Origin of the sequence: Caulobacter sp. CCUG 60055 (assembly GCF_022750545.1) — a bacterium.
In the GTDB taxonomy this organism is placed as follows: Bacteria; Pseudomonadota; Alphaproteobacteria; order Caulobacterales; family Caulobacteraceae; genus PUIC01.
The window spans coordinates 125,590-143,346 of the sequence record NZ_PUIC01000009.1 but is presented as its reverse complement, the minus strand read 5'-3'; the positions used below and the strand labels follow the sequence as shown (position 1 = coordinate 143,346).

Genomic DNA, 17,757 nt, shown 5'->3' with positions numbered 1-17,757 from the left:
CCTGTAGGTGAAAATGGGGGTCGGCGCACTAGGGGGCGGGGCGACGCCGGACGTCTATCCAACTGAGTTTGAGCGCGAGCCCGATGACACGATCCGATGAAAGACGCGAGGCGGCGGACTGGTTCGCCAAGCAGAAGCGCGCCGTGATGTCGGTCGAGGAGCGCGGCGACTTCGACGCGTGGCGGCAGAACCCCCGCAACCTCGCCGCCCTCAACGCCATGCACGAGCTCTGGGGCGAGATGGCGGCCCTCAAGGGGGCCGAGCCGGCCCTGGAGGCGCGCCCGCTCCGCCGCCGGGTCCTCGGCGGCGCGGCGGTCGCCGCGTCGATCGCCATCGGCGGGCTGGCGGCGTTCGCGACCTTCCAGCCCCTGGCCTTCGCCCAGACCGAACAGACCGCCATCGGCGAGCAGCGCGCCCGCACCCTTCCCGACGGCAGCGTGGCCAGCCTCAACGTCGTCACCCGCATCGACTACAGGATGCACGGCGACCGGCGCGACGTCAGGCTCCGCGAAGGGCAGGCGCTGTTCGTGGTCCGCGACGACAAGAACCGCCCCTTCCTCGTCCATAGCGGCGACTACGAGATCCGCGCGGCCGGCGGCGGTGCCTTCGACGTGCGCCTTCGCGACGGCGCGGCCGAGGTGTCCGTGCAGGACGGGGCGGTCCAGGTCATCCCGACCCGGGGCAAGGACGCGGGCCATGTCATCGCCACCCTCGCCGCCGGACGGCGGCTGCGGCTGGCGGCGGACGCCCTCGACGCCACCCCGCCGAAGACGGAGATCGTGTCGCCGCAGAGCGTGGCCGAATGGCGGCTGCGCACCGTGACCTATCGGGACGTAACGGTCGCCGAGGCGGTCGAGGACCTGAACCGGTTCTTCCCGAGGGCCATCGAGGTCGCCGACCCGGCCCTGGCCTGGCGGCGGGTGACCCTGCGGCTGCAGGCCGCCGACCGCGAGGAGGTCCTGCGGACCCTCAGCGCCCTCCTGGGCGCCCAAGTCGAGCGACGGGAGCGGGCCGACGTCCTGACCGTTTCGGCTTCCTGACGCCGGCCCCCTTTCGAGGGCGCCTCCTCTGAAGGCGCCTGTTCCGAAAGCGGACGATCGGCCGCCGGGTCCGTCCGAGGGGTAGGGTCGGGCGGACCCGGAACGTCATCCTGGGCATGGCCCTTCCGGCGAACGCCCCTCGCATCGCAGCCAGACCCCCGAGCCTCGCGCCCGCCGCGCCGGCCTCGCGGGCGGCCGCGTTCGACGTCGCGCCGCCGGCCTGGGCCTGACCGCTTCCCCCGACCCGCCGTCCTCAGCAGGAGCCGCCGTCTTGAGCCATTCCCAGGGTTTCCCCGTGTCCCTCGCCGTCGCCGTCGAGAAGCTGCCGTTCAAATCGCCGTTCCGGATATCGGGCTACAGCTTCGCCGATCTCGACGTCGTGGTGGTCACCGTCTCGGACGGCGTGCACGCGGGGCGGGGCGAGGCGGCCGGCGTCTACTACCATTCCGGCGACGACCCGGCCGGCATGGTCGCCCAGCTGGAGGCCCTGCGTCCCCGGATCGAGGCGGGGATCGACCGGGAAAGCCTGCGCGGGCTGCTCCCCGCCGGCGGGGCGCGCAACGCCCTCGACTGCGCCCTGTGGGACCTGGAGGCCAAGCGCGCCGGCCGCCCGGTCTGGGACCTCGCCGGCTTGCCGGCCCCCAGGCCGCTGCTCACCACCTACACCCTTGGCGCCGACGATCCCGAGGCCATGGCCCGGGGCGCGCTGGACTATGTCGGGGCCCGGGCGATCAAGCTGAAACTGATCGGCGACGCCGACGACCTGGAGCGGGTGCGGCGGGTGCGGGCGGTCCGTCCCGACGTCTGGCTCGGCGTCGACGCCAACCAGGGCCTGGACCGCGACAGCTTCGCGCGGCTGGCGCCGGTGCTGACCGAGGCCCGCGTCGACCTACTCGAACAGCCCTTCCCGCTGGACCGCGACGACTGGCTCGACGGCCTGGCCTCGCCGATCCCGATCGCCGCCGACGAGAGCGTCCAGGACATGGCCGACATCGCCGGGCTGACGGGCCGGGTGCAGGTGATCAACATCAAGCTCGACAAGTGCGGCGGGCTCACCGAGGCGCTGGACATGGCCCGCGAGTCCCGCCGCCTGGGCCTCAAGGTCATGGTCGGCAACATGTGCGGCACCGTGCTGGCCATGGCCCCGGCCTTCGTGGTCGGCCAGCTCTGCGACATCGTCGACCTGGACGGGCCGTTCCCGCTGGTCGCCGACCGCGATCCGCCCACCGTCTACAGCGACGGGAAGGTCTGGTGCCCGCCGCAGGCGTGGGGCGCGCCGGCCGAGGCTCCGGCGGCCTGCCCGGCCTGAGCCCGGTCAGCCGTAGCGGGCGCGGAGGAAGGCGTAGAGGGCGCGCAGCCCCGTCGCCTCCCCGCCTTCGGGCCGCCCCGGACGGGCGTCGGCGTTGGCCGCGTTGATGTCCAGATGGATCCAGGGCGTTCCGGCCGGAACGAACTCGGCCAGGAACACGGCGGCGGCGATCGCCCCGCCGAGCAGCGTCGAGGCCATGTTCTGGAGGTCGGCGACCTTGCTGTCGAGCAGCTTGCGATAGGGCCGCCAGAGCGGCAGCCGCCATAACGGGTCGTCGACCGCCTCGCCGGCGGCGACCAGTCCGGCGGCCAGGCCGTCGTCCTCGCAGAACACGGCCTGGATCTCGGTTCCCAGCGCCATCCGCGCGGCGCCGGTCAAGGTGGCGCAGTCGACCAGCAGGTCGGGCGCCTCGTCCAAGGCTTCGCTGATCGCCTCGCACAGGATCAGCCGTCCCTCGGCGTCGGTGTCGCTGATCTCGACCGTGCGGCCCGAGCGGGTGCGGACCACGTCGAGCGGTCGGATGGCGTCGCCGGACACGGCGTTGTCCACCGCCGGGATCAGCACGCGCAGGCGCACCGGCGTCGCCGCCGCCACCAGGGCGCGGGCCAGGGCGAGGACGACGGCGGCTCCGCCCATGTCCCGCTTCATGCCCCGCATGGCCTCCTCGGACTTGATGTCCAGCCCGCCGGTGTCGAAGCACACGCCCTTGCCGACCAGGGTCAGCCGGGGCGCGGCGGGGTCGCCCCAGCGCAGGTCGATCAGGCGCGGCGCGCGAGGACTGGCGCGGCCGACGGCGTGGATCATCGGATAGCCCTGGCCCAGCAGCTCGTCGCCGACGACGAGGCGGCCTTCCCCGCCCGTCTCGGCCGCGAGCGCCAGGGCGGCGGCGGCCAGCTCGGCCGGGCCCATGTCCTCGGCCGGCGTGTTGATCAGGTCGCGGGCCATGAACGTCGCGCCGGCGATCCGCTCGACCTCGGCGCGGTCGGCGCCGGACGGCCAGACCAGCCGTGCGGCGGCCCGGACCGAGCCGGCCGGGCGGTATCGGTCGAAGCGATAGGCGGCCAGCGCCCAGCCCAGGGCCAGCCGCGTGGCGACGGCGGGCGGCCATGCCTCGGTCATGGCGTAGACGCCCGGCGGCAGGGTCGCGGCCAGGGCCGCCGTCGCCCAGCCGGGCGTCCCGCCGCCGTCGAGGACGCCGAGCACGCGCGGGTCGCCGTCCGCGTCTTCCGGCAGGAAGGCGAAGGCGCCGGGGACGGGGTCGACGAAACCGGTCCTGGTCAGCCACCGGCGCGCAGTCTCCGGCGCGGCGTCGAGCCAGCGGGGATAGTCGTCCGCCGCGACCGTCACGAGCGGCGTCGCGTCGGCGCGCGGGTCGACCAGATTGTACATCGCAGGTTCCGTCATCGCGCCGGACGGGCCGTCAGCCGTCGGCGGAGGCTCCAGTTGGACAGGCCGGTCACGACCATCAGGATCAGGGTCAGGCCGAGCGCCGTCGCCGCCACGGGGCGCAACGGGCCGAAGATCGCGCCCTCGTGCACCGGCGTCAGCCAGGCGATGGCGACGTCGCCGGGCGGGTTGCGGGCGGCGTCGACGAACACCGTCAGCTCGCCGGTCATCCTGTCCAACCCGACCATGCTGTAGGCGCGGGGGTTGAGCGGGCGGCGGTCGAGGAAGACCCCCAGCACCATGCGGTCGCCGGGGCCCAGGGTGCGGACCTTGACCAGCCGGCCGACAGGGTAGCGCGCGCGCAGGGCGTCCAGCGCCTGCTCGGCCGTGCGCGGCGCGGCGCCTGGCGGGACCGGGGCGAGGGCGGGGCGGACGTCGGCCCCGACCGGCGCGAAGCGCGACACCAGGGCGGCGGTCAGGGGCTCGGCGGCCATCAGCGCGCCGGTCAGGCCGGTGACCAGCAGGAAGCCCGCCGCCAGGGCGCCGGGCGCGAGGTGCAGCTCGCGCACCAGCCGGCGGATGGGGCCCCTGGGGCGCACGGTCAGCGCCCGGCCCAGGCGGGCCAGGCCGGGCCACCAGACGATCAGCCCGCTGACCGCCATCAGCATCAGGACCAGCCCCTCGGCGAACAGCAGCCAGCGGCCGGTCTCGCCCAGGAACAACGAGCCGTGCAGCCGTTCGGCGAACTGTTCCGGATAGGCCCAGAGCGGTCCCGACGACAGCACGCGGCCGGCGCCGGGATCGAGCTGCAGGACCTGGGTTCCCTGGCCCGGCAGGTCGACGCGGACGGCCGCCGCGCCGGGGCCGTAGACGGGAAGCGCGATCCGGTCGAGTTTTCCTCGGGGGTTCCAGGCGTGGATCGACGCCAGCATCTGGTCGAGCGAGGCGGGGCTGGCCGGGGCGGCGAGCCTCAGCTCCGGATGGAAGACGGGGGCCAGCCGTTCCTGGTTGGCCCACAGGACGCCGCTGACGGCCTGGACCAGGAACAGGGCGGCGACGACCAGGCCGCACCAGCGGTGGACCGTTCTCAACAGGCCGCGCACGGGATCAGGCCCCGCCGTCGGCGTCGAGAGGGATCGGGGGGCGGGGAAGGGGAACGATAAGCGCCGGCGTCATGCCTAAATGACGCTCGGCGACGGCCTCCCCCTACCTTGCGCGGGCTTGCGGACGCAGCGGCTCAGCCGGCGGGCGCGGCCTGCCGCCGCTCGAAGCGGATGCGTTCGGCGCCCTTGACCAGGAAGGCGTGGAAGCCGGCCGCCAGCCAGGCGCGGCATTGGACATGGCGGGGGTCCGGCGCCTGTTCGTTGGCCCACCATTCGGGGCGCTGGGCGCCGCGCGGGAGCAGGGCGCCGATGATCCGCTCGACGTCCCTGAAGCTCATTTCGTAGCTGGCCGTCTGCTGGCGCAGCAGGTGGCGGTGCAGCGGGTCGTACTTTCCCAACGCAAGGCCTCCTTCATCCGGCCGTCTCGCGCCCCCAAGCCTCATTAACACACAAGCTTGACGTTCGCGCGCCGGCTGGCGCGGGAATTGGGGGCGGGCTCAGATCGCCCCTTCGGCGCGCAGGGCCTGGATCGCCGTGGCGACCGCGTCGGGGCCGCCCTTGACGTTCAGCGCCTGGATGGCGTCGGCGCCCAGCCGGGCCAGGACCACGTTGCGGAACCGCGTGCGGTAGCGGGCGCGATCGCCGGGGTCGTAGCCGAACCGGCCCGCGACGGCCTTCAGCGCCGCGTCGGCGGCCTGGGCCGCCGGGACCGAGAACGCCCAGTTGCCGTCCGACAGGTGATGGATCAGCCGTTCCGGCGCCCAGGGCGTGCCGCCGTCGGCGCTGACGGCGTCGGCGGCCCCGGGGAGCGCCAGCCTCAGGGTCCCGGCGGCGTCGCGGCGCAGATAGCCGCGCGCCACCGGATCGACGCGGGCGATGATCGCCGCCGTCCGCAGCCAGTTGACCAGCTTGTACTCGCCGCCGCCGGTCGGCGCGGCGTGGGCGCTGGCCTGGACGATCACCTGCTCGGGCGACAGGCCGCGGCTCATGGCCTCGGCCAGGCTGAGGATATGGTGCGCGCCGGTGCGGCTGTCGCCCGGGCGGCCGGCGTCGTCGGTCTGGCCGCGGCCGCCCAGGCGCAGCTCGACGAACTCGCCGCCGTCGGCGGTCCATTGGAACACCAGGGTCTTGGCCCAGTCGTGCCACAGGGCGGCGGCGACGACGCGGTCCTTGTCGATGGTCCCGCCCGTCGGGGCCAGCTCGTCGCCGTAGCGGCCGGCGAGGTCGAGCCCGCTGCGGGCGTTGAACAGGGTGTGGCCCGGCAGGCCGCCCGGCCAGCCGTGGTGGCCGCCCTCGTCGCCGCCCGGCGCGGCGTAGAACGGCTGGGGCAGGTGCGGGCAGGCGCCGCCGTCGTCCACGACCGGCGGAAACAGCCCGGCGGCCAGCCCGCCGGGAACGCGCGCGCCCTCCTGGGCGTCGATCAGGCCCTGACGCTCCAGTTCGGCGACGACGGCGGCCTTGCCGGCGGCGGTCAGGCCGGCGCGATGGGCGATGCAGGTCGCCTCGTTCGACACCGCGTCGACCGTGGCGGCGCGCAGGCGGGGATCGGCGAGGCCCTGGGCCAGGGCGGCCACGGCCGCCTGTTCGCGCCGGACCAGGGGCGAGGCCTTGGCCGCGGCGATGGCGGCGGCGTCGCCGGCGCCCAGGTGGGTCTGGTCGTCGGCATGGGCGCTTCCGGTCTGGGCGGTCAGCAGGACAAGGGCGATGGCGGCGGCGCGGAGGGCGGTCATGGCGGCTTTCTAGAGGCGACGGGAGCCCGGCTCCATCCCCGCGCGGCGGGCGCGGCCGAAAATGGGCGGCGGGACGACGGGGCCTAGCCGCCGTCGGCGACGGTTTCGTGATCCCCCGCGTGGCCGCCCGCCAGCCGCAGGGCCAGCTCGCGCACGCGCGCCCGCAGCGCCGGCGGGGCCAGGGCCTCGACCTCGCCGCCCAGCCGCAGGATGTCGCGGGCGGCCTGGTCGACGGTCTCGATCGGAATGGTCAGGACCGACCAGCCCCCGGCGTCCGGCGGCGGGGCCGCGCGGGCCGCCGCGCCGAGGGCGGCGTTGATCTCGCGCAGCCGGGAAAGCCCGCGCGCCGTCGACCGCACCTGGGCGACGTCCTTGTAGATGTCGGCCTCGTAGCGGGCCGTCCACCGCGTCCAGAAGGCGGCGAGGTCGAACGCGGCGGGCCGGACGAACCGCTCGTCGAGCACCGTCATGGCCAGGATGTTCGAGGCGCGATAGGCGCGCGGGGCGCCGTCGACCTGGGCGACCAGGTACCAGACCCCGGCCTTGAGCACGAGGCCGAGGGGTTCGAGCAGCCGCTCGACCTCGCCGCTCCAGCGCTCGTAGCGCACGAAGAGCCGCTGCTCGTTCCAGACGGTGCGGGCGATCTCGGGCAGGCGGCCGACGCTGTCGCCGTCGCGGAACCAGTTGACGGGGTCGAGATGGAAGCGCGCGCCGATCCGTTCGGCGCCCAGGCGGCGGTCGTCCGGCAGGGCGGCCAGCAGTTTCAGCCGCGCCGCCGACATCGCTTCGGCCAGGCCCAGTTCGGCTGCGGCGCCCGGCAGGCCGGCCAGGAACAGGGTCTCGGCCTCGCCGGGAGTCATGCCGGTCAGGCGGGTGCGGTAGCCGTCGAGCAGCTGGAAGCCGCCGCTCGGGCCGCGGTCGGCGTAGACCGGCACGCCCGAGGCCGAAAGGGCGTCGATGTCGCGGTAGATGGTCCTGACCGACACCTCGAAGGTCGCCGCCAGGGCCTGGGCGGTCATCCGTCCCCGGGTCTGCAGGAGGATCAGGATGGACAGGAGCCGGCTCGATCGCATCGCCCGACCCTAGCAGATAATCCTGACGCCGGATGTCAGCTTATGGGGTCTACACCTCGGCGACCGGAAACCGAGGAGGCTCTGTTATGTCCGAGATCGAGGGCGGCGCCGGCCGCCGCGAACTGATCGCCGCCGGCCTGGCTCTGGCGGTGGGCGCTCCGACCGCCGCCGAGGCCGCCGCGACGGAAGGGCCCGGCGGGGCGGGCGATTTCGCCTTCCTCATGGGGCGGTGGCGGGTGGACCACGAACGGCTGAAGCGCCGGCTGGCCGGCGACACGCAATGGGAGCGGTTCGGCGGAACCTGCGAGGCTCTTCCGTTGATGGGCGGCCAGGTCAATGTCGACGACAACGTCATCGACCTGCCGGCCGGCCGTTACCGGGCGGCGACGATGCGGGTGTTCGACCCGGGGTCGCGTCGGTGGGCGATCTACTGGATCGACGGGCGGGCGGGGCGGCTCGATGCGCCGGTCTTCGGCCGCTTCGAGGCCGGGAACGGCCTGTTCTTCGGCGACGACCTGTTCGAGGGACGCCCGATCAAGGTGCGGTTCGCCTGGTCGACCGCGGACGCCGCCGCGCCGCGGTGGGAGCAGGCCTTTTCGGCCGACGGCGGCCGGACCTGGGAGACCAACTGGCGCATGACCTTCACGCGCGCGGCCTGAACACGGGGCCGAACCTGCGGCTCGAACCAAGGAGAAACGACATGACGAGGATCAACGCGGCCCTGTCCCTGGCCCTGGCGGCCGCGCTGGCCGCCGCCGTAGCGGGCGGGGCCGAGGCCGCGGTTCCGCCCGACCTGGCGCGGGCGGTGCGCGACTACGACCGGGCCCAGGTCGCCGGCGACCGCGCCGAGCTGGAGCGGCTGCTGGCCGACGACTACCGCCTGGTCAACAGCGCCGGCGAGGTGGAGACCAAGGCCCAGCTGATCGCCGACTTCACCGCGCCCGCCTACAGGCTGGACCCGTTCGTCGTGCGCGAGCCGATCGAGACGGCGTGGCGCGACGGCGCGGTGATGGGCGGGCTGGTGCGGGCCACCGGGGTCGACGGCGGCAAGCGCTTCGACGTCGTCTTCCGCTTCGCCGACGTATGGGCGCGGCGGAACGGCGTCTGGCGGGTGGTCTATACCGGGGTCACGCGGCCGAAGTAGCGGCGGCCGGGCGGGGGCCGAAGGCCGCGAGGAAGGTCTCGACGGCCGCGATCACCTCGACGTCGATCTCCTCGGGCGTCGGCTCGGGCATGAAGTTGCAGAGCCGCGCCTTCATCAGGCGGTTCTGGCACAGGCCGATGAACTGATGGGCGGCGCGCAGCGGGTCGGGGACGCGTAGCTGTCCCTTGGCCGCGGCCTGCTCCAGGAAGTCGGCCAGCAGGCGCGAGCCGCGCTGGGGGCCGCTCTCGTAGAAGGCGCGGCCGATGGCGGGCGAACGCTGCGCCTCGGCGACGATCACCCGGAAATTGCGCAGGCTGAAGTCGGACAGCACGATCGACAGATAGGTGCGGCCGAGCTCGGTCAGCGCCCGGTGGACGTCCTCGTCCTCGGCCAGCATCGCGAACATCGCCTCCGACTGCCAAGCGCAGTGCCTGACCACATAGGCGGCGAACAACTCCTCCTTGTTCTTGAAGTAGTTGTAGAGCGTGCCTTTCGAACCGCCCAGGCGGGCGGCGATCGTCGACATCGAGGCGCTGGCGTAGCCTTCCTCCAGGAAGACGTCGCGGGCGACGTCCAGAATGGCTTCGCGGCGGGTGTCGCGGTCGAGTTTGGGTTTGTTGGCGATGTCCAGCATGTGAAATTTTTCTGACCGTACCGTACGGTCGTCTTGACGCTCCAGGGATCGGCATCCATATGGCCGAAATATGACCGTACAGTACGGTCAATTCAAGACCACGAGCCGCTCATGTCCGATCTCGACGCCGCATCTCCTCCCCCCAGCCGCGGCGGCCGCAGGTCCCGGCTCGCGGTCTTGTTCGCGGCGGCCGGCGCTTCGGCGCTGGCCGCTTGCGCCAGCCTGCCTGCGCCGACGCCGGCGCGGCAGGCCAAGGCGCCCCAGGCCTATGCTTCGACGCAGTCCTTCGCCGCCCCGGCCGCCGAATGGCCGGGCGATTCCTGGTGGAAGGCCTATGGCGACGCCCAGCTCGACGGCCTGGTCGGCGAGGCGCTGACCGGCTCGCCCACCCTGGCCCAGGCGGAAGCCCGGGTGCGCAAGGCGGTCGCCGCCGCCGCCCAGACCAAGGCCGCCGACCTGCCTTCGGTGTCGCTGAACGGCGGCGTCCAGCAGATGAAGCAGAGCTACAACCTGGGCATCCCGGCGCAGTTCGTGCCGCAGGGCTACAACGACTACGGCAAGCTGACGCTGGACTTCTCCTGGGAGCTGGACTTCTGGGGCAAGAACCGCGCCGCCGTCGCCGCCGCTACTTCCGAGATCCAGGCCGCCAAGGCCGACGCCGCCGCGGCGCGGCTGATGCTGTCGACGGCGGTGGCCTCGACCTACGCCGACCTCGCCCGCCTCTACGCCGAGCGCGACGTCGCCGAGCAGGCGGTGCGCGTGCGCGAGGAGACGCAAGGCCTGGTGCAGCGGCGGGTGACCAACGGGCTCGACACCCAGGCCGAGCTGAAGCAGGCCGAGGCCGGCCCGCCGGCCGCCCGCGCCGACCTCGCCGCCCTGGACGAGGCGATCGCCCAGACCCGTAACCAGATCGCCGCCCTGCTGGGCGCCGGGCCCGACCGGGGCCTCGCCATCGCCCGCCCGGGCGCATCGACCCTGAAGCCGTTCGGCCTGCCGGCCAACCTCGCCGCCGACCTGATCGGCCGCCGGCCCGACGTCACCGCCGCCCGCTGGCGGGCCCAGGCGGCCGACAGCCGCATCCGCCAGGCCAAGGCGGCCTTCTATCCCAACATCAACCTCGCCGGCTTCGTCGGAGCCCAGTCGCTGTTTCTGAACAAGCTGTTCGAGAGCGGGTCGGACATCGGCAGCATCGGGCCGGCGCTCAGCCTGCCGATCTTCGAGGGCGGCCGCCTGCGCGCCGACCTGCGCGGAACCCAGGCCGACCGCGACGCCGCCGTCGCCGCCTATGACGCGACGGTGACCGAGGCGCTGCGCAACGTCGCCGACGTCACGGCCAGCGAGCGCGCGCTCAGCAAGCGCCTGTCGGAATCCCGCGCCGCCCTGGCCGCCGACGAGGACGCCTACCGCATCGCCAAGCTTCGCTACGAGGGCGGCCTGGCCAACTACCAGTCGGTGCTGCTCGCCGAGCTGACCCTGCTGGCCCAGCGGCGCGCCGTCGCCGACCTCGAAAGCCGCGCCTTCGCCCTCGACGTCGCCCTCGTCCGCGCCCTGGGCGGCGGCTTCACCAGTTCGTAAGGCGCGCTTCCCAGCCGCGCCCCGCTCCCCACATCTCGCAATACGCGCCTTCAGGACCTCCCCCATGGCCGACTCCGCTCCCACCCTCGCCGCCGCCCAGACCGGCGCCGCGTCCGATCCCAAAGCCCGCCGCAACCGGCTGCTCACCCTGCTGGGCGGCGGCGTCGCCGCCGGCGTCGTGGTCTATGGCCTCTATTGGCTGCTGGTCGCCTCGCACTACGTCTCGACCGACAACGCCTATGTCGGCGCCGACACCGCCCAGGTGACGCCGCTGGTCGGCGGCCCGGTCGCCAAGGTGCTGGTCGCCGAGACCCAGACGGTGAAGGCGGGCCAGCCGCTGGTCGTGCTCGACGATTCCGACGCCAGGATCGCCGTGGCCGAGGCCCAGGCCGACCTGGGCCGGGCCGAACGGCGGGTGAAGGGCTACTTCGCCAGCGACTCGGCCCTGGCCGGCCAGGTCGAGGCGCGTGACGCCGACATCGCCCGGGCCGACGCCAACATCGTCGCCGCCCAGGCCGACCTGGAGCGCGCCCGCACCGACCTGACCCGCCGCCAGAACCTGGCCGCCTCGGGCGCGGTGTCCGGCGACGAACTGACCACGGCCCAGACCGCTTTTCGACCGCCCAGGCCGCGCTGACCGCCGCCCGCGCCGCCAAGGTCCAGGCCGTCGCCAACCGCGGCGCCGCCGTCGGCTCGCGCGAGGTCAACACCGTGCTGATCGCCGGGACCCCGGCCGAGCAGAACCCCGAGGTCGCCGCCGCCCGCGCCCGGCTGGACGCGGCCCAGCTGGCGCTGTCGCGCACGGTGATCCGCGCCCCGATCGACGGGGTGGTGTCGAAGAAGTCGGTGCAGGTCGGCCAGCAGGTCCAGGTCGGAGCGCCGCTGATGGCCGTCGTCCCGACCAGCGACGCCTATGTCGACGCCAACTTCAAGGAAGTTCAGCTGAAGAAGGTGGCCATCGGCCAGCCCGTGACCCTGACCTCCGACCTCTATGGCGGCGGCGTCAAGTTCCACGGCGTGGTCAAGGGCCTGTCGGGCGGCACCGGTTCGGCGTTCTCGCTGATCCCGGCCCAGAACGCCTCGGGCAACTGGATCAAGGTCGTGCAGCGCCTGCCGGTGCGGATCCAGCTCGACCCCAAGGAGCTGCAGCAGCATCCGCTGCGGGTCGGCCTGTCCATGAAGGCGAGCATCGACGTCGCCAAGGCGGGTTGATCAGCGCCCCGGCCAAGTTCGGCCGGGGCTTTTCGGTTCGGACCCGCGCCGCCGTCCTGGCGGACCGGGGCGGGTCCGGGTTTCATGTCGCACAAGCTTAGGAGCGCCGTCATGGCCGCCCGCGACGCCTCATCCGATCCCGCTCCGGCCGCGCAGGCCGGGCCGCCGCCGCTGACCGGCTCCGCCCTGGCGATCACCTCGATCGCCCTGGCGCTCGGCACCTTCATGCAGGTGCTCGACGGCACCATCGCCAACGTCTCGCTGCCGACCATCTCGGGCAACCTGGGGGTCAGCACCAGCCAGGGCACCTGGGTCATCACCTCCTTCGCCGTGGCCAACGGCGTGTCCGTGCCGCTGACCGGCTGGCTGATGGGCCGCTACGGGGTGGTCAAGACCTTCGTCGGTTCGGTGATCCTGTTCACCATCGCCTCGTTCCTGTGCGGCATCTCGTGGAACCTGCCGTCGCTGATCGCCTTCCGCATCCTGCAGGGCGCGGTGTCGGGGCCGATGATCCCCGGCTCGCAGGCGCTGCTGATCATGATCTTCCCGCCGCACAAGCGCGGCACGGCCCTGGCCATATGGTCGATGACCACCCTGGTCGCGCCGATCTGCGGCCCGATCCTGGGCGGCTACATATCCGACAACTATTCCTGGCCGTGGATCTTCCTGATCAACCTGCCGGTCGGGGCGCTGTGCGCCTTCCTGTGCTGGCGCGGCCTGGCCTCGCGCGAGACGCCGACCCGCAAGCTGCCGATCGACCGCACCGGCTTCATGCTGCTGCTGGTCTGGGTCGGGGCGCTGCAGGTCATGCTCGACACCGGCAAGGACGTCGACTGGTTCTCCTCGCCGGCCATCGTGGTCGAGGCGATCATCGCCGCCGTCGGCTTCGTGGCCTGGGTGATCTGGGAGCTGCACGAGAAGCACCCGATCGTCGACCTGTCGCTGTTCAAGTCGCCGAACTTCGTCCTGGCCACCCTGGCCTTCTGCGTCGGTTACGCGGTGTTCTTCGGCAACAACCTCCTGCTGCCGCTGTGGCTGCAGACCCGCATGGGCTACATCGCCACCTGGGCCGGACTGGTGGCCGCGCCCAGCGGCGTGGTGGCGGTGTTCCTGACGCCGTTCGCGGCGCGGATCATGAACAGGATCGACGCCCGCTGGGCGGCGACGGTGGCCCTGCTGGCCTTCGCCCTGTCGTTCTTCATGCGCTCGGGCTATACGCCCGACGCCGACTTCCGCGCCTTCGTCATGCCGATGCTGGTGCAGGGCGTGGCGATGAGCACCTTCTTCATCTCGATGGTGACGCTGTGCCTGAACGGCGTGCCCCAGCACCAGGTGCCGGCGGCCTCGGGCCTGACCAACTTCGCCCGCATCACCGCCGGCAGCTTCGCGGCCTCGATCGCCACCACGGTGTGGGACCGCAGCGAGGCGCTGCACCAGACCCGGCTGTCGGAGACCGTGGCCTCGACCGACCCGGCCTGGCTGGCGGCGATCGGCAAGCTGCACGCGGCCGGCCTCAGCCTGCCGCAGGCGGCGGGGGCGGTGACCAACCAGTTCGTCAACCAGGCCTACCTGCTGGCCTCGGTCGACTTCTTCCGGGTGTCGGCCTGGCTGATCGTGGCGATGATCCCGCTGATCTGGTTGACCCGCAAGGCGATGAGCGGCGGCGGCGCCCACGCCGCGGCGGACTGAGCCCGCCGCGAACCGGAAATGAGGCGGCGCGTCCCCGCGGGCGCGCCGCTGGCTTCTCTCCTAGCGCGCGGCCAGCAGCGTCAGGACCTCGCGCACGACCATGGCGGCCAAGGTCAGGGTGCCCAGCGAGAACACCGCGAACCGCACCGTCACCCGGTTCACCGTCGCCTGCACCAGGCTGTGGACCACGCGCAGGACGACATAGGCCCAGGCCAGCTTGACGTTCAGGTCGTCGGCGCGGCCGGCCAGATAGAGATAGAACACCAACGCGTAGAAGATCGTCGGCTGCTCCATCAGGTGGTTGTAGTTGTCGGCCGCCTGGCGCGTCCCGTCCGGCAGCTTGTCCAGCGAGCCCGGAAAGCGGGCGTCCTGCGGCGAGATTCCGGCCTTGCTCATCGCCGGCAGGCGGGTGGCGTACATCCACACCCACATCACCAGCGACCAGCCGATCAGGGCCAGGACCGGCGTCAGCATAGCGTTCATCTTCGTTCCCCCGAAACGTGGTCGGTCCAAAAGCTCAAAGCGGGATGAGGGCGTAGTCGTCCAGGTTCACCCGCGCGGTGGCGCGGCGATAGGCCGTGGTCGGGCCCGACCAGTTGTTGGTGATCCGCCCGTCGGCGGTCTTGTACCAACTGGCGCAGCCGGCGGCGAAGGCGGTGCCCTTGAGGTCGCGTTGGAGCTCCTCGTTGAAGCGGGCCATGGCGTCGGCCCGCACGTCCAGCGCCCGAGCGCCCTTGGCCTTCACCAGGGCCATGGCCTGCAGGACGTAGTCGATCTGCCGCTCCAGCATGAAGATGATCGAGTTGTGGCCGAGATTGGTGTTGGGCCCGTACAGCATGAAGAAGTTGGGGAAGCCCGCCACCGTCACGCCCAGATAGGCGTGCGCCCCGTCGGCCCAGGCCTCGCTCAGCGTCAGGCCGTTGCGGCCGGTCACCTCGTGGACGCCCATGAACGAGTTGGTCTCGAAGCCGGTGGCGTAGATCAGCACGTCGGCCTCGCGCCGCGTCCCGTCGGCCGTGACCACGGCGTCCGCCTCGATGTGGGCGATGGGGTCGGCGACCACCTCGACATTGGGCCGCACCAGGGCCTGGTAGAAGTCGTCGGCCACCAGGATGCGCTTGCAGCCGATCGGATAGTCCGGAGTCAGCTTGGCCCGCAGGACCGGGTCCTTCACGTGGGCCTCCAGATAGGCGAGGGCCCCCTGGCGGAACTTCTCGCTCATCTTGCTGCCCGGCTCGAAGGCCTTCCAGCCGTACTCCTTGATCCAGTATTTGAACGCCCGGCTGCCGCCCAGGACCCAGGGCGCGACCTTGAACAACAGCCGCTCCAGCGGGTGGTAGCCGCGGTCGCCGCGCGGCACGACCCAGTTGGGCGTGCGCTGGAACACCGTCAGCGTCCCGACCTCAGGCGCGATGCGCGGGATGAACTGCAGGGCGCTGGCGCCGCAGCCGATCACCGCCACGCGCTTGCCGGCGAGGTCGACCGAGTGGTCCCAGCGGGCGGAGTGGAAGCTGGGCCCGCCGAAATCGCCCGCGCCCTCGATCGTCGGCCAGGCTGGGCGGTTGAGCTGTCCCCAGGCGGCGACGAAGTTCTCGGCGGTCAGGGTCTCGCCGCCGGCCAGGGCGATGCGCCAAAGGCCGTCGGCGTCGTCCCAGCGGGCGCTCTCGACCTCGGCGTGGAAGCGGATGTGCGGGCCAAGGCCTCGCTTGCCGGCCACGCGCTCCATGTAGGCCTGGATCTCGGGCTGGAGGGAGTATTTCCGCGTCCAGCCGGGATTGGTCTCGAACGAATAGGAATAGAGGTGGCTGGGCACGTCGCAGCCCGAGCCGGGATAGGTGTTGTCGCGCCAGGTGCCGCCGATGCGGTCGGCCTTCTCCAGGATGACGAAGCTGTCCTCGCCCCGCTCCTTGAGCCTGGCGGCCATGCCCAGCCCGCCGAAGCCCGCGCCCAGGATCGCGACCTTGTAGTCCGCCATGTGCTTCTTCCCATGCGCGCCGCGTTTTTTGTGATGCATGCGGCGTCATGGGCATCTTGGCCGAACGGCGCGGGATGTCCACGCCTAACTGATCGCCGTTCAGGGATCGCTCCCGGCGGCGGCGGGCGTCAGGGCTCGACCGGCAGGCCGGCGCAGCGTTCCGGGCGGCGCACGGGATTGCACACGACCGTCGCCCCGCCGGGCAGCCGCGCCTGATACGGGCCGAACGCCGGGTCCGGCCGGCGGTAGTCGGTCGAGACGTACTGCGCGCCCGAGGCCAGGGCGGCGTCGCGGCGGCGGCCGTCGCCGGCCCGCGCCTCGACCGTGTCGGCGTCGGCGCGGGTGCGCACCACCATGCCGGCCAGCACCGCCGCCCGGATCGCGGCGGCGTCGGCCACGGGATCGTTCAGGGTGGCGTAGGCGGCGTCGGCGGCCGACGGGTCGGCGTTGACGAAGACCAGCCGGCCTTCCAGCGTCCTGCGGCCGCCCCGGTAGGCGTCGGTCTTGGCCGGCCCCTCGTCGAGGGCGAACAGCACCTTGCCCCGCGCCGCGCCCAGGGTGGGCCAGCCGTCGGCCGCGACCGCCTCGCGCAGGGCGGCGCGGGCGCCGCGCACCTGGTCGGGCGTGACCATCTCGTTCGGGGCGAACGCCTGGGCGATCTCGGCGTCGAGGGCGTCGAAGGCGCGGGTGTCGAAGGGCAGGGCGGCGGTCCCGCCCGGAACCGACGAGGGACCATCCTTGGCGTTCATCATGATCAGGATCGGCGCATGGTCCGGATGAGCCTTCGACCAGGCGCGGATCTCGCCCAGGCAGGCGACGAAGGTCGCGCAGCGGCTGCGGAAGTCGACGTCCTGCATGTGCATGACCTTGAACCCCGGCCGCGCCATCGCCCCGGCGTAGCCTTCGGGCGGGACGCCGCCCAGCAGGCGGGGGCCGAGCGGGGCGGCGTAGCGGCCGCCCTGCGGGTCGTAATAGACGTCGAGCTCCAGCTGGCGGGCGCCGTCGTCGAGCTGCTCGGTCAGCGGGGGATGGCCGTACTCCAGGCCCTTGACCTCGTCCCCGGCCACGGCCCGGAGGCGGGCGAACTCGGCCTCGGGAATGCGGGTCTTGTAGCTGTTGTGGGTGCCGACGGTGAGGATGTCGTTGAGGCGAAGGTTGGCGTCCATCCAGGCCCGCGCGCAGCCCGGGCCGGCGGCGCGGGCGTCCGGCGCGCGAAGGTCGCAGTCCGGCGCGGCGCAGGCGGCGCTGGAAAGCAGGGTCGCGCCGAGGGCGATGAGCCAGGTCCGCATGAAGGCCTCCCGAGGGTTCGGGCCGGCTTTAGACGGCGCGTATGACGATCCGGCGAAGGCGAGGGATCAGTCCAGCTTGCGCACGGCGATCTCGGCGACCATGCGCACCGAGCGCGCGGCCTTGAGGTCGCCGCCGACGATCAGGCGGAACGGGGCCTCCTCCTTGGCCAGCGGCGCGCCGTCGACGGTGTCGGCCAGGATGGTCGGCGTTCCGCGAAAGCCCGCCGAGGTCTCGGCGATCGACAAGGGAATCCAGAACCCGTCGGTTCCCTTGACCGTCACCACCTGGCGCAGGGCTGGGCCGTGCAGCCGCACCTCGGACGGGGCGCCGACCTCGGCCAGCAGGTCGGTCAGCGAAACGCCCTCGTAGGTCTTGTGGTCGCCGAAGCCGGCCTTGACCGTGGTGCGGCGCATGGCCTTCAGCTCGGCGGCGCCGATCGTCTTGCTCTGGCCGTCCGGTCCCTTGAGGACGAGGCTCTGCGCCTGGGACGGCGCCGGCGCGGCGCCCGCGGCGGCGAAGGCGAGGACGGCCGCCAGGGCCAGGGCTTTCAAGGTCACGATCGGGCTCTCCGCGATTCCGCTCCGGCCCATAAGGCGC

At 72.8% G+C, this 17,757-nt stretch carries 18 protein-coding genes; 8 read left to right on the top strand and 10 right to left on the bottom strand.

The genetic code is table 11. The annotated features are described in order from the left end of the window. Nucleotides 1–83 precede the first annotated feature (83 nt). Both C5708_RS14100 and C5708_RS14095 read left to right on the top strand, forming a co-directional pair. Nucleotides 84–1,040 (top strand): FecR domain-containing protein, encoded by a 957-nt coding sequence (locus C5708_RS14100; protein WP_242922104.1) that lies wholly within the window; start codon nucleotides 84–86, stop codon nucleotides 1,038–1,040. 271 nt (nucleotides 1,041–1,311) lie between these two features. Beyond that, nucleotides 1,312–2,349 carry a dipeptide epimerase gene (locus C5708_RS14095; protein WP_242922101.1) on the top strand — a complete coding sequence of 346 codons (1,038 nt, stop codon included), beginning with the start codon at nucleotides 1,312–1,314 and terminating at the stop codon, nucleotides 2,347–2,349. A 6-nt stretch (nucleotides 2,350–2,355) separates the two neighbouring features. Here C5708_RS14095 and C5708_RS14090 read toward each other — a convergent pair whose 3' ends face one another. From C5708_RS14090 to C5708_RS14070, 5 genes are all read right to left on the bottom strand, one after another. Beyond that, nucleotides 2,356–3,738, bottom strand: coding sequence for a leucyl aminopeptidase family protein (locus C5708_RS14090; protein WP_242922099.1), 1,383 nt, complete (start codon nucleotides 3,736–3,738; stop codon nucleotides 2,356–2,358). An 11-nt stretch (nucleotides 3,739–3,749) separates the two neighbouring features. After that, the gene (locus C5708_RS14085; protein ID WP_242922097.1) at nucleotides 3,750–4,838 is read right to left on the bottom strand and encodes a PepSY-associated TM helix domain-containing protein; all 1,089 of its coding nucleotides are present in this window, start codon (nucleotides 4,836–4,838) and stop codon (nucleotides 3,750–3,752) included. A gap of 134 nt (nucleotides 4,839–4,972) precedes the next feature. After that, a complete protein-coding gene (locus tag C5708_RS14080) occupies nucleotides 4,973–5,236 on the bottom strand; it encodes a hypothetical protein (RefSeq protein ID WP_242922096.1) in 264 nt (87 codons plus the stop codon). Nucleotides 5,237–5,335: 99 nt separating this feature from the next. Then, the gene (locus tag C5708_RS14075) at nucleotides 5,336–6,568 is read right to left on the bottom strand and encodes a hypothetical protein (protein WP_242922095.1); all 1,233 of its coding nucleotides are present in this window, start codon (nucleotides 6,566–6,568) and stop codon (nucleotides 5,336–5,338) included. An 83-nt stretch (nucleotides 6,569–6,651) separates the two neighbouring features. Next, on the bottom strand, nucleotides 6,652–7,641 hold the full coding sequence (locus tag C5708_RS14070; RefSeq protein ID WP_242922094.1) for a WYL domain-containing protein: 990 nt from the start codon (nucleotides 7,639–7,641) through the stop codon (nucleotides 6,652–6,654). An 86-nt stretch (nucleotides 7,642–7,727) separates the two neighbouring features. On the opposite strand from C5708_RS14070, the gene C5708_RS14065 reads away from it, so the two are divergent. Next, a complete protein-coding gene (locus C5708_RS14065) occupies nucleotides 7,728–8,300 on the top strand; it encodes a DUF1579 domain-containing protein (protein WP_242922093.1) in 573 nt (190 codons plus the stop codon). Between the two features lie 41 nt (nucleotides 8,301–8,341). Then, nucleotides 8,342–8,785: a nuclear transport factor 2 family protein gene (locus tag C5708_RS14060; RefSeq protein ID WP_242922092.1), complete on the top strand. Its 444-nt coding sequence runs from the start codon at nucleotides 8,342–8,344 to the stop codon at nucleotides 8,783–8,785. Here C5708_RS14060 and C5708_RS14055 read toward each other — a convergent pair. Then, entirely contained in the window at nucleotides 8,769–9,419 is a 651-nt protein-coding gene (locus tag C5708_RS14055; protein ID WP_242922091.1) for a TetR/AcrR family transcriptional regulator, read from the bottom strand. The two genes, C5708_RS14060 and C5708_RS14055, sit on opposite strands and share 17 nt — an antisense overlap. A gap of 111 nt (nucleotides 9,420–9,530) precedes the next feature. On the opposite strand from C5708_RS14055, the gene C5708_RS14050 reads away from it, so the two are divergent. From C5708_RS14050 to C5708_RS14035, 4 genes are all read left to right on the top strand, one after another. Further along, entirely contained in the window at nucleotides 9,531–10,994 is a 1,464-nt protein-coding gene (locus C5708_RS14050) for an efflux transporter outer membrane subunit (protein WP_242922089.1), read from the top strand. 64 nt (nucleotides 10,995–11,058) lie between these two features. Continuing rightward, a complete protein-coding gene (locus tag C5708_RS19560) occupies nucleotides 11,059–11,631 on the top strand; it encodes a biotin/lipoyl-binding protein (protein ID WP_242922087.1) in 573 nt (190 codons plus the stop codon). Nucleotides 11,632–11,705: 74 nt separating this feature from the next. After that, complete coding sequence (locus tag C5708_RS19555) at nucleotides 11,706–12,206, top strand: HlyD family efflux transporter periplasmic adaptor subunit (protein ID WP_347567021.1); 501 nt, start codon at nucleotides 11,706–11,708, stop codon at nucleotides 12,204–12,206. A 111-nt stretch (nucleotides 12,207–12,317) separates the two neighbouring features. After that, nucleotides 12,318–13,895 (top strand): DHA2 family efflux MFS transporter permease subunit, encoded by a 1,578-nt coding sequence (locus tag C5708_RS14035; RefSeq protein WP_242922085.1) that lies wholly within the window; start codon nucleotides 12,318–12,320, stop codon nucleotides 13,893–13,895. A gap of 60 nt (nucleotides 13,896–13,955) precedes the next feature. Here C5708_RS14035 and C5708_RS14030 read toward each other — a convergent pair whose 3' ends face one another. From C5708_RS14030 to C5708_RS14015, 4 genes are all read right to left on the bottom strand, one after another. Further along, on the bottom strand, nucleotides 13,956–14,378 hold the full coding sequence (locus tag C5708_RS14030) for an MAPEG family protein (RefSeq protein WP_242922083.1): 423 nt from the start codon (nucleotides 14,376–14,378) through the stop codon (nucleotides 13,956–13,958). A gap of 34 nt (nucleotides 14,379–14,412) precedes the next feature. Continuing rightward, on the bottom strand, nucleotides 14,413–15,870 hold the full coding sequence (locus tag C5708_RS14025; protein WP_242922081.1) for an NAD(P)/FAD-dependent oxidoreductase: 1,458 nt from the start codon (nucleotides 15,868–15,870) through the stop codon (nucleotides 14,413–14,415). A 128-nt stretch (nucleotides 15,871–15,998) separates the two neighbouring features. Further along, a complete protein-coding gene (locus C5708_RS14020) occupies nucleotides 15,999–17,159 on the bottom strand; it encodes a phosphatidylinositol-specific phospholipase C1-like protein (protein WP_242922079.1) in 1,161 nt (386 codons plus the stop codon). A gap of 66 nt (nucleotides 17,160–17,225) precedes the next feature. Beyond that, a complete protein-coding gene (locus tag C5708_RS14015) occupies nucleotides 17,226–17,717 on the bottom strand; it encodes a molybdopterin-dependent oxidoreductase (RefSeq protein WP_242922077.1) in 492 nt (163 codons plus the stop codon). Between the last annotated feature and the right edge of the window lie 40 nt (nucleotides 17,718–17,757).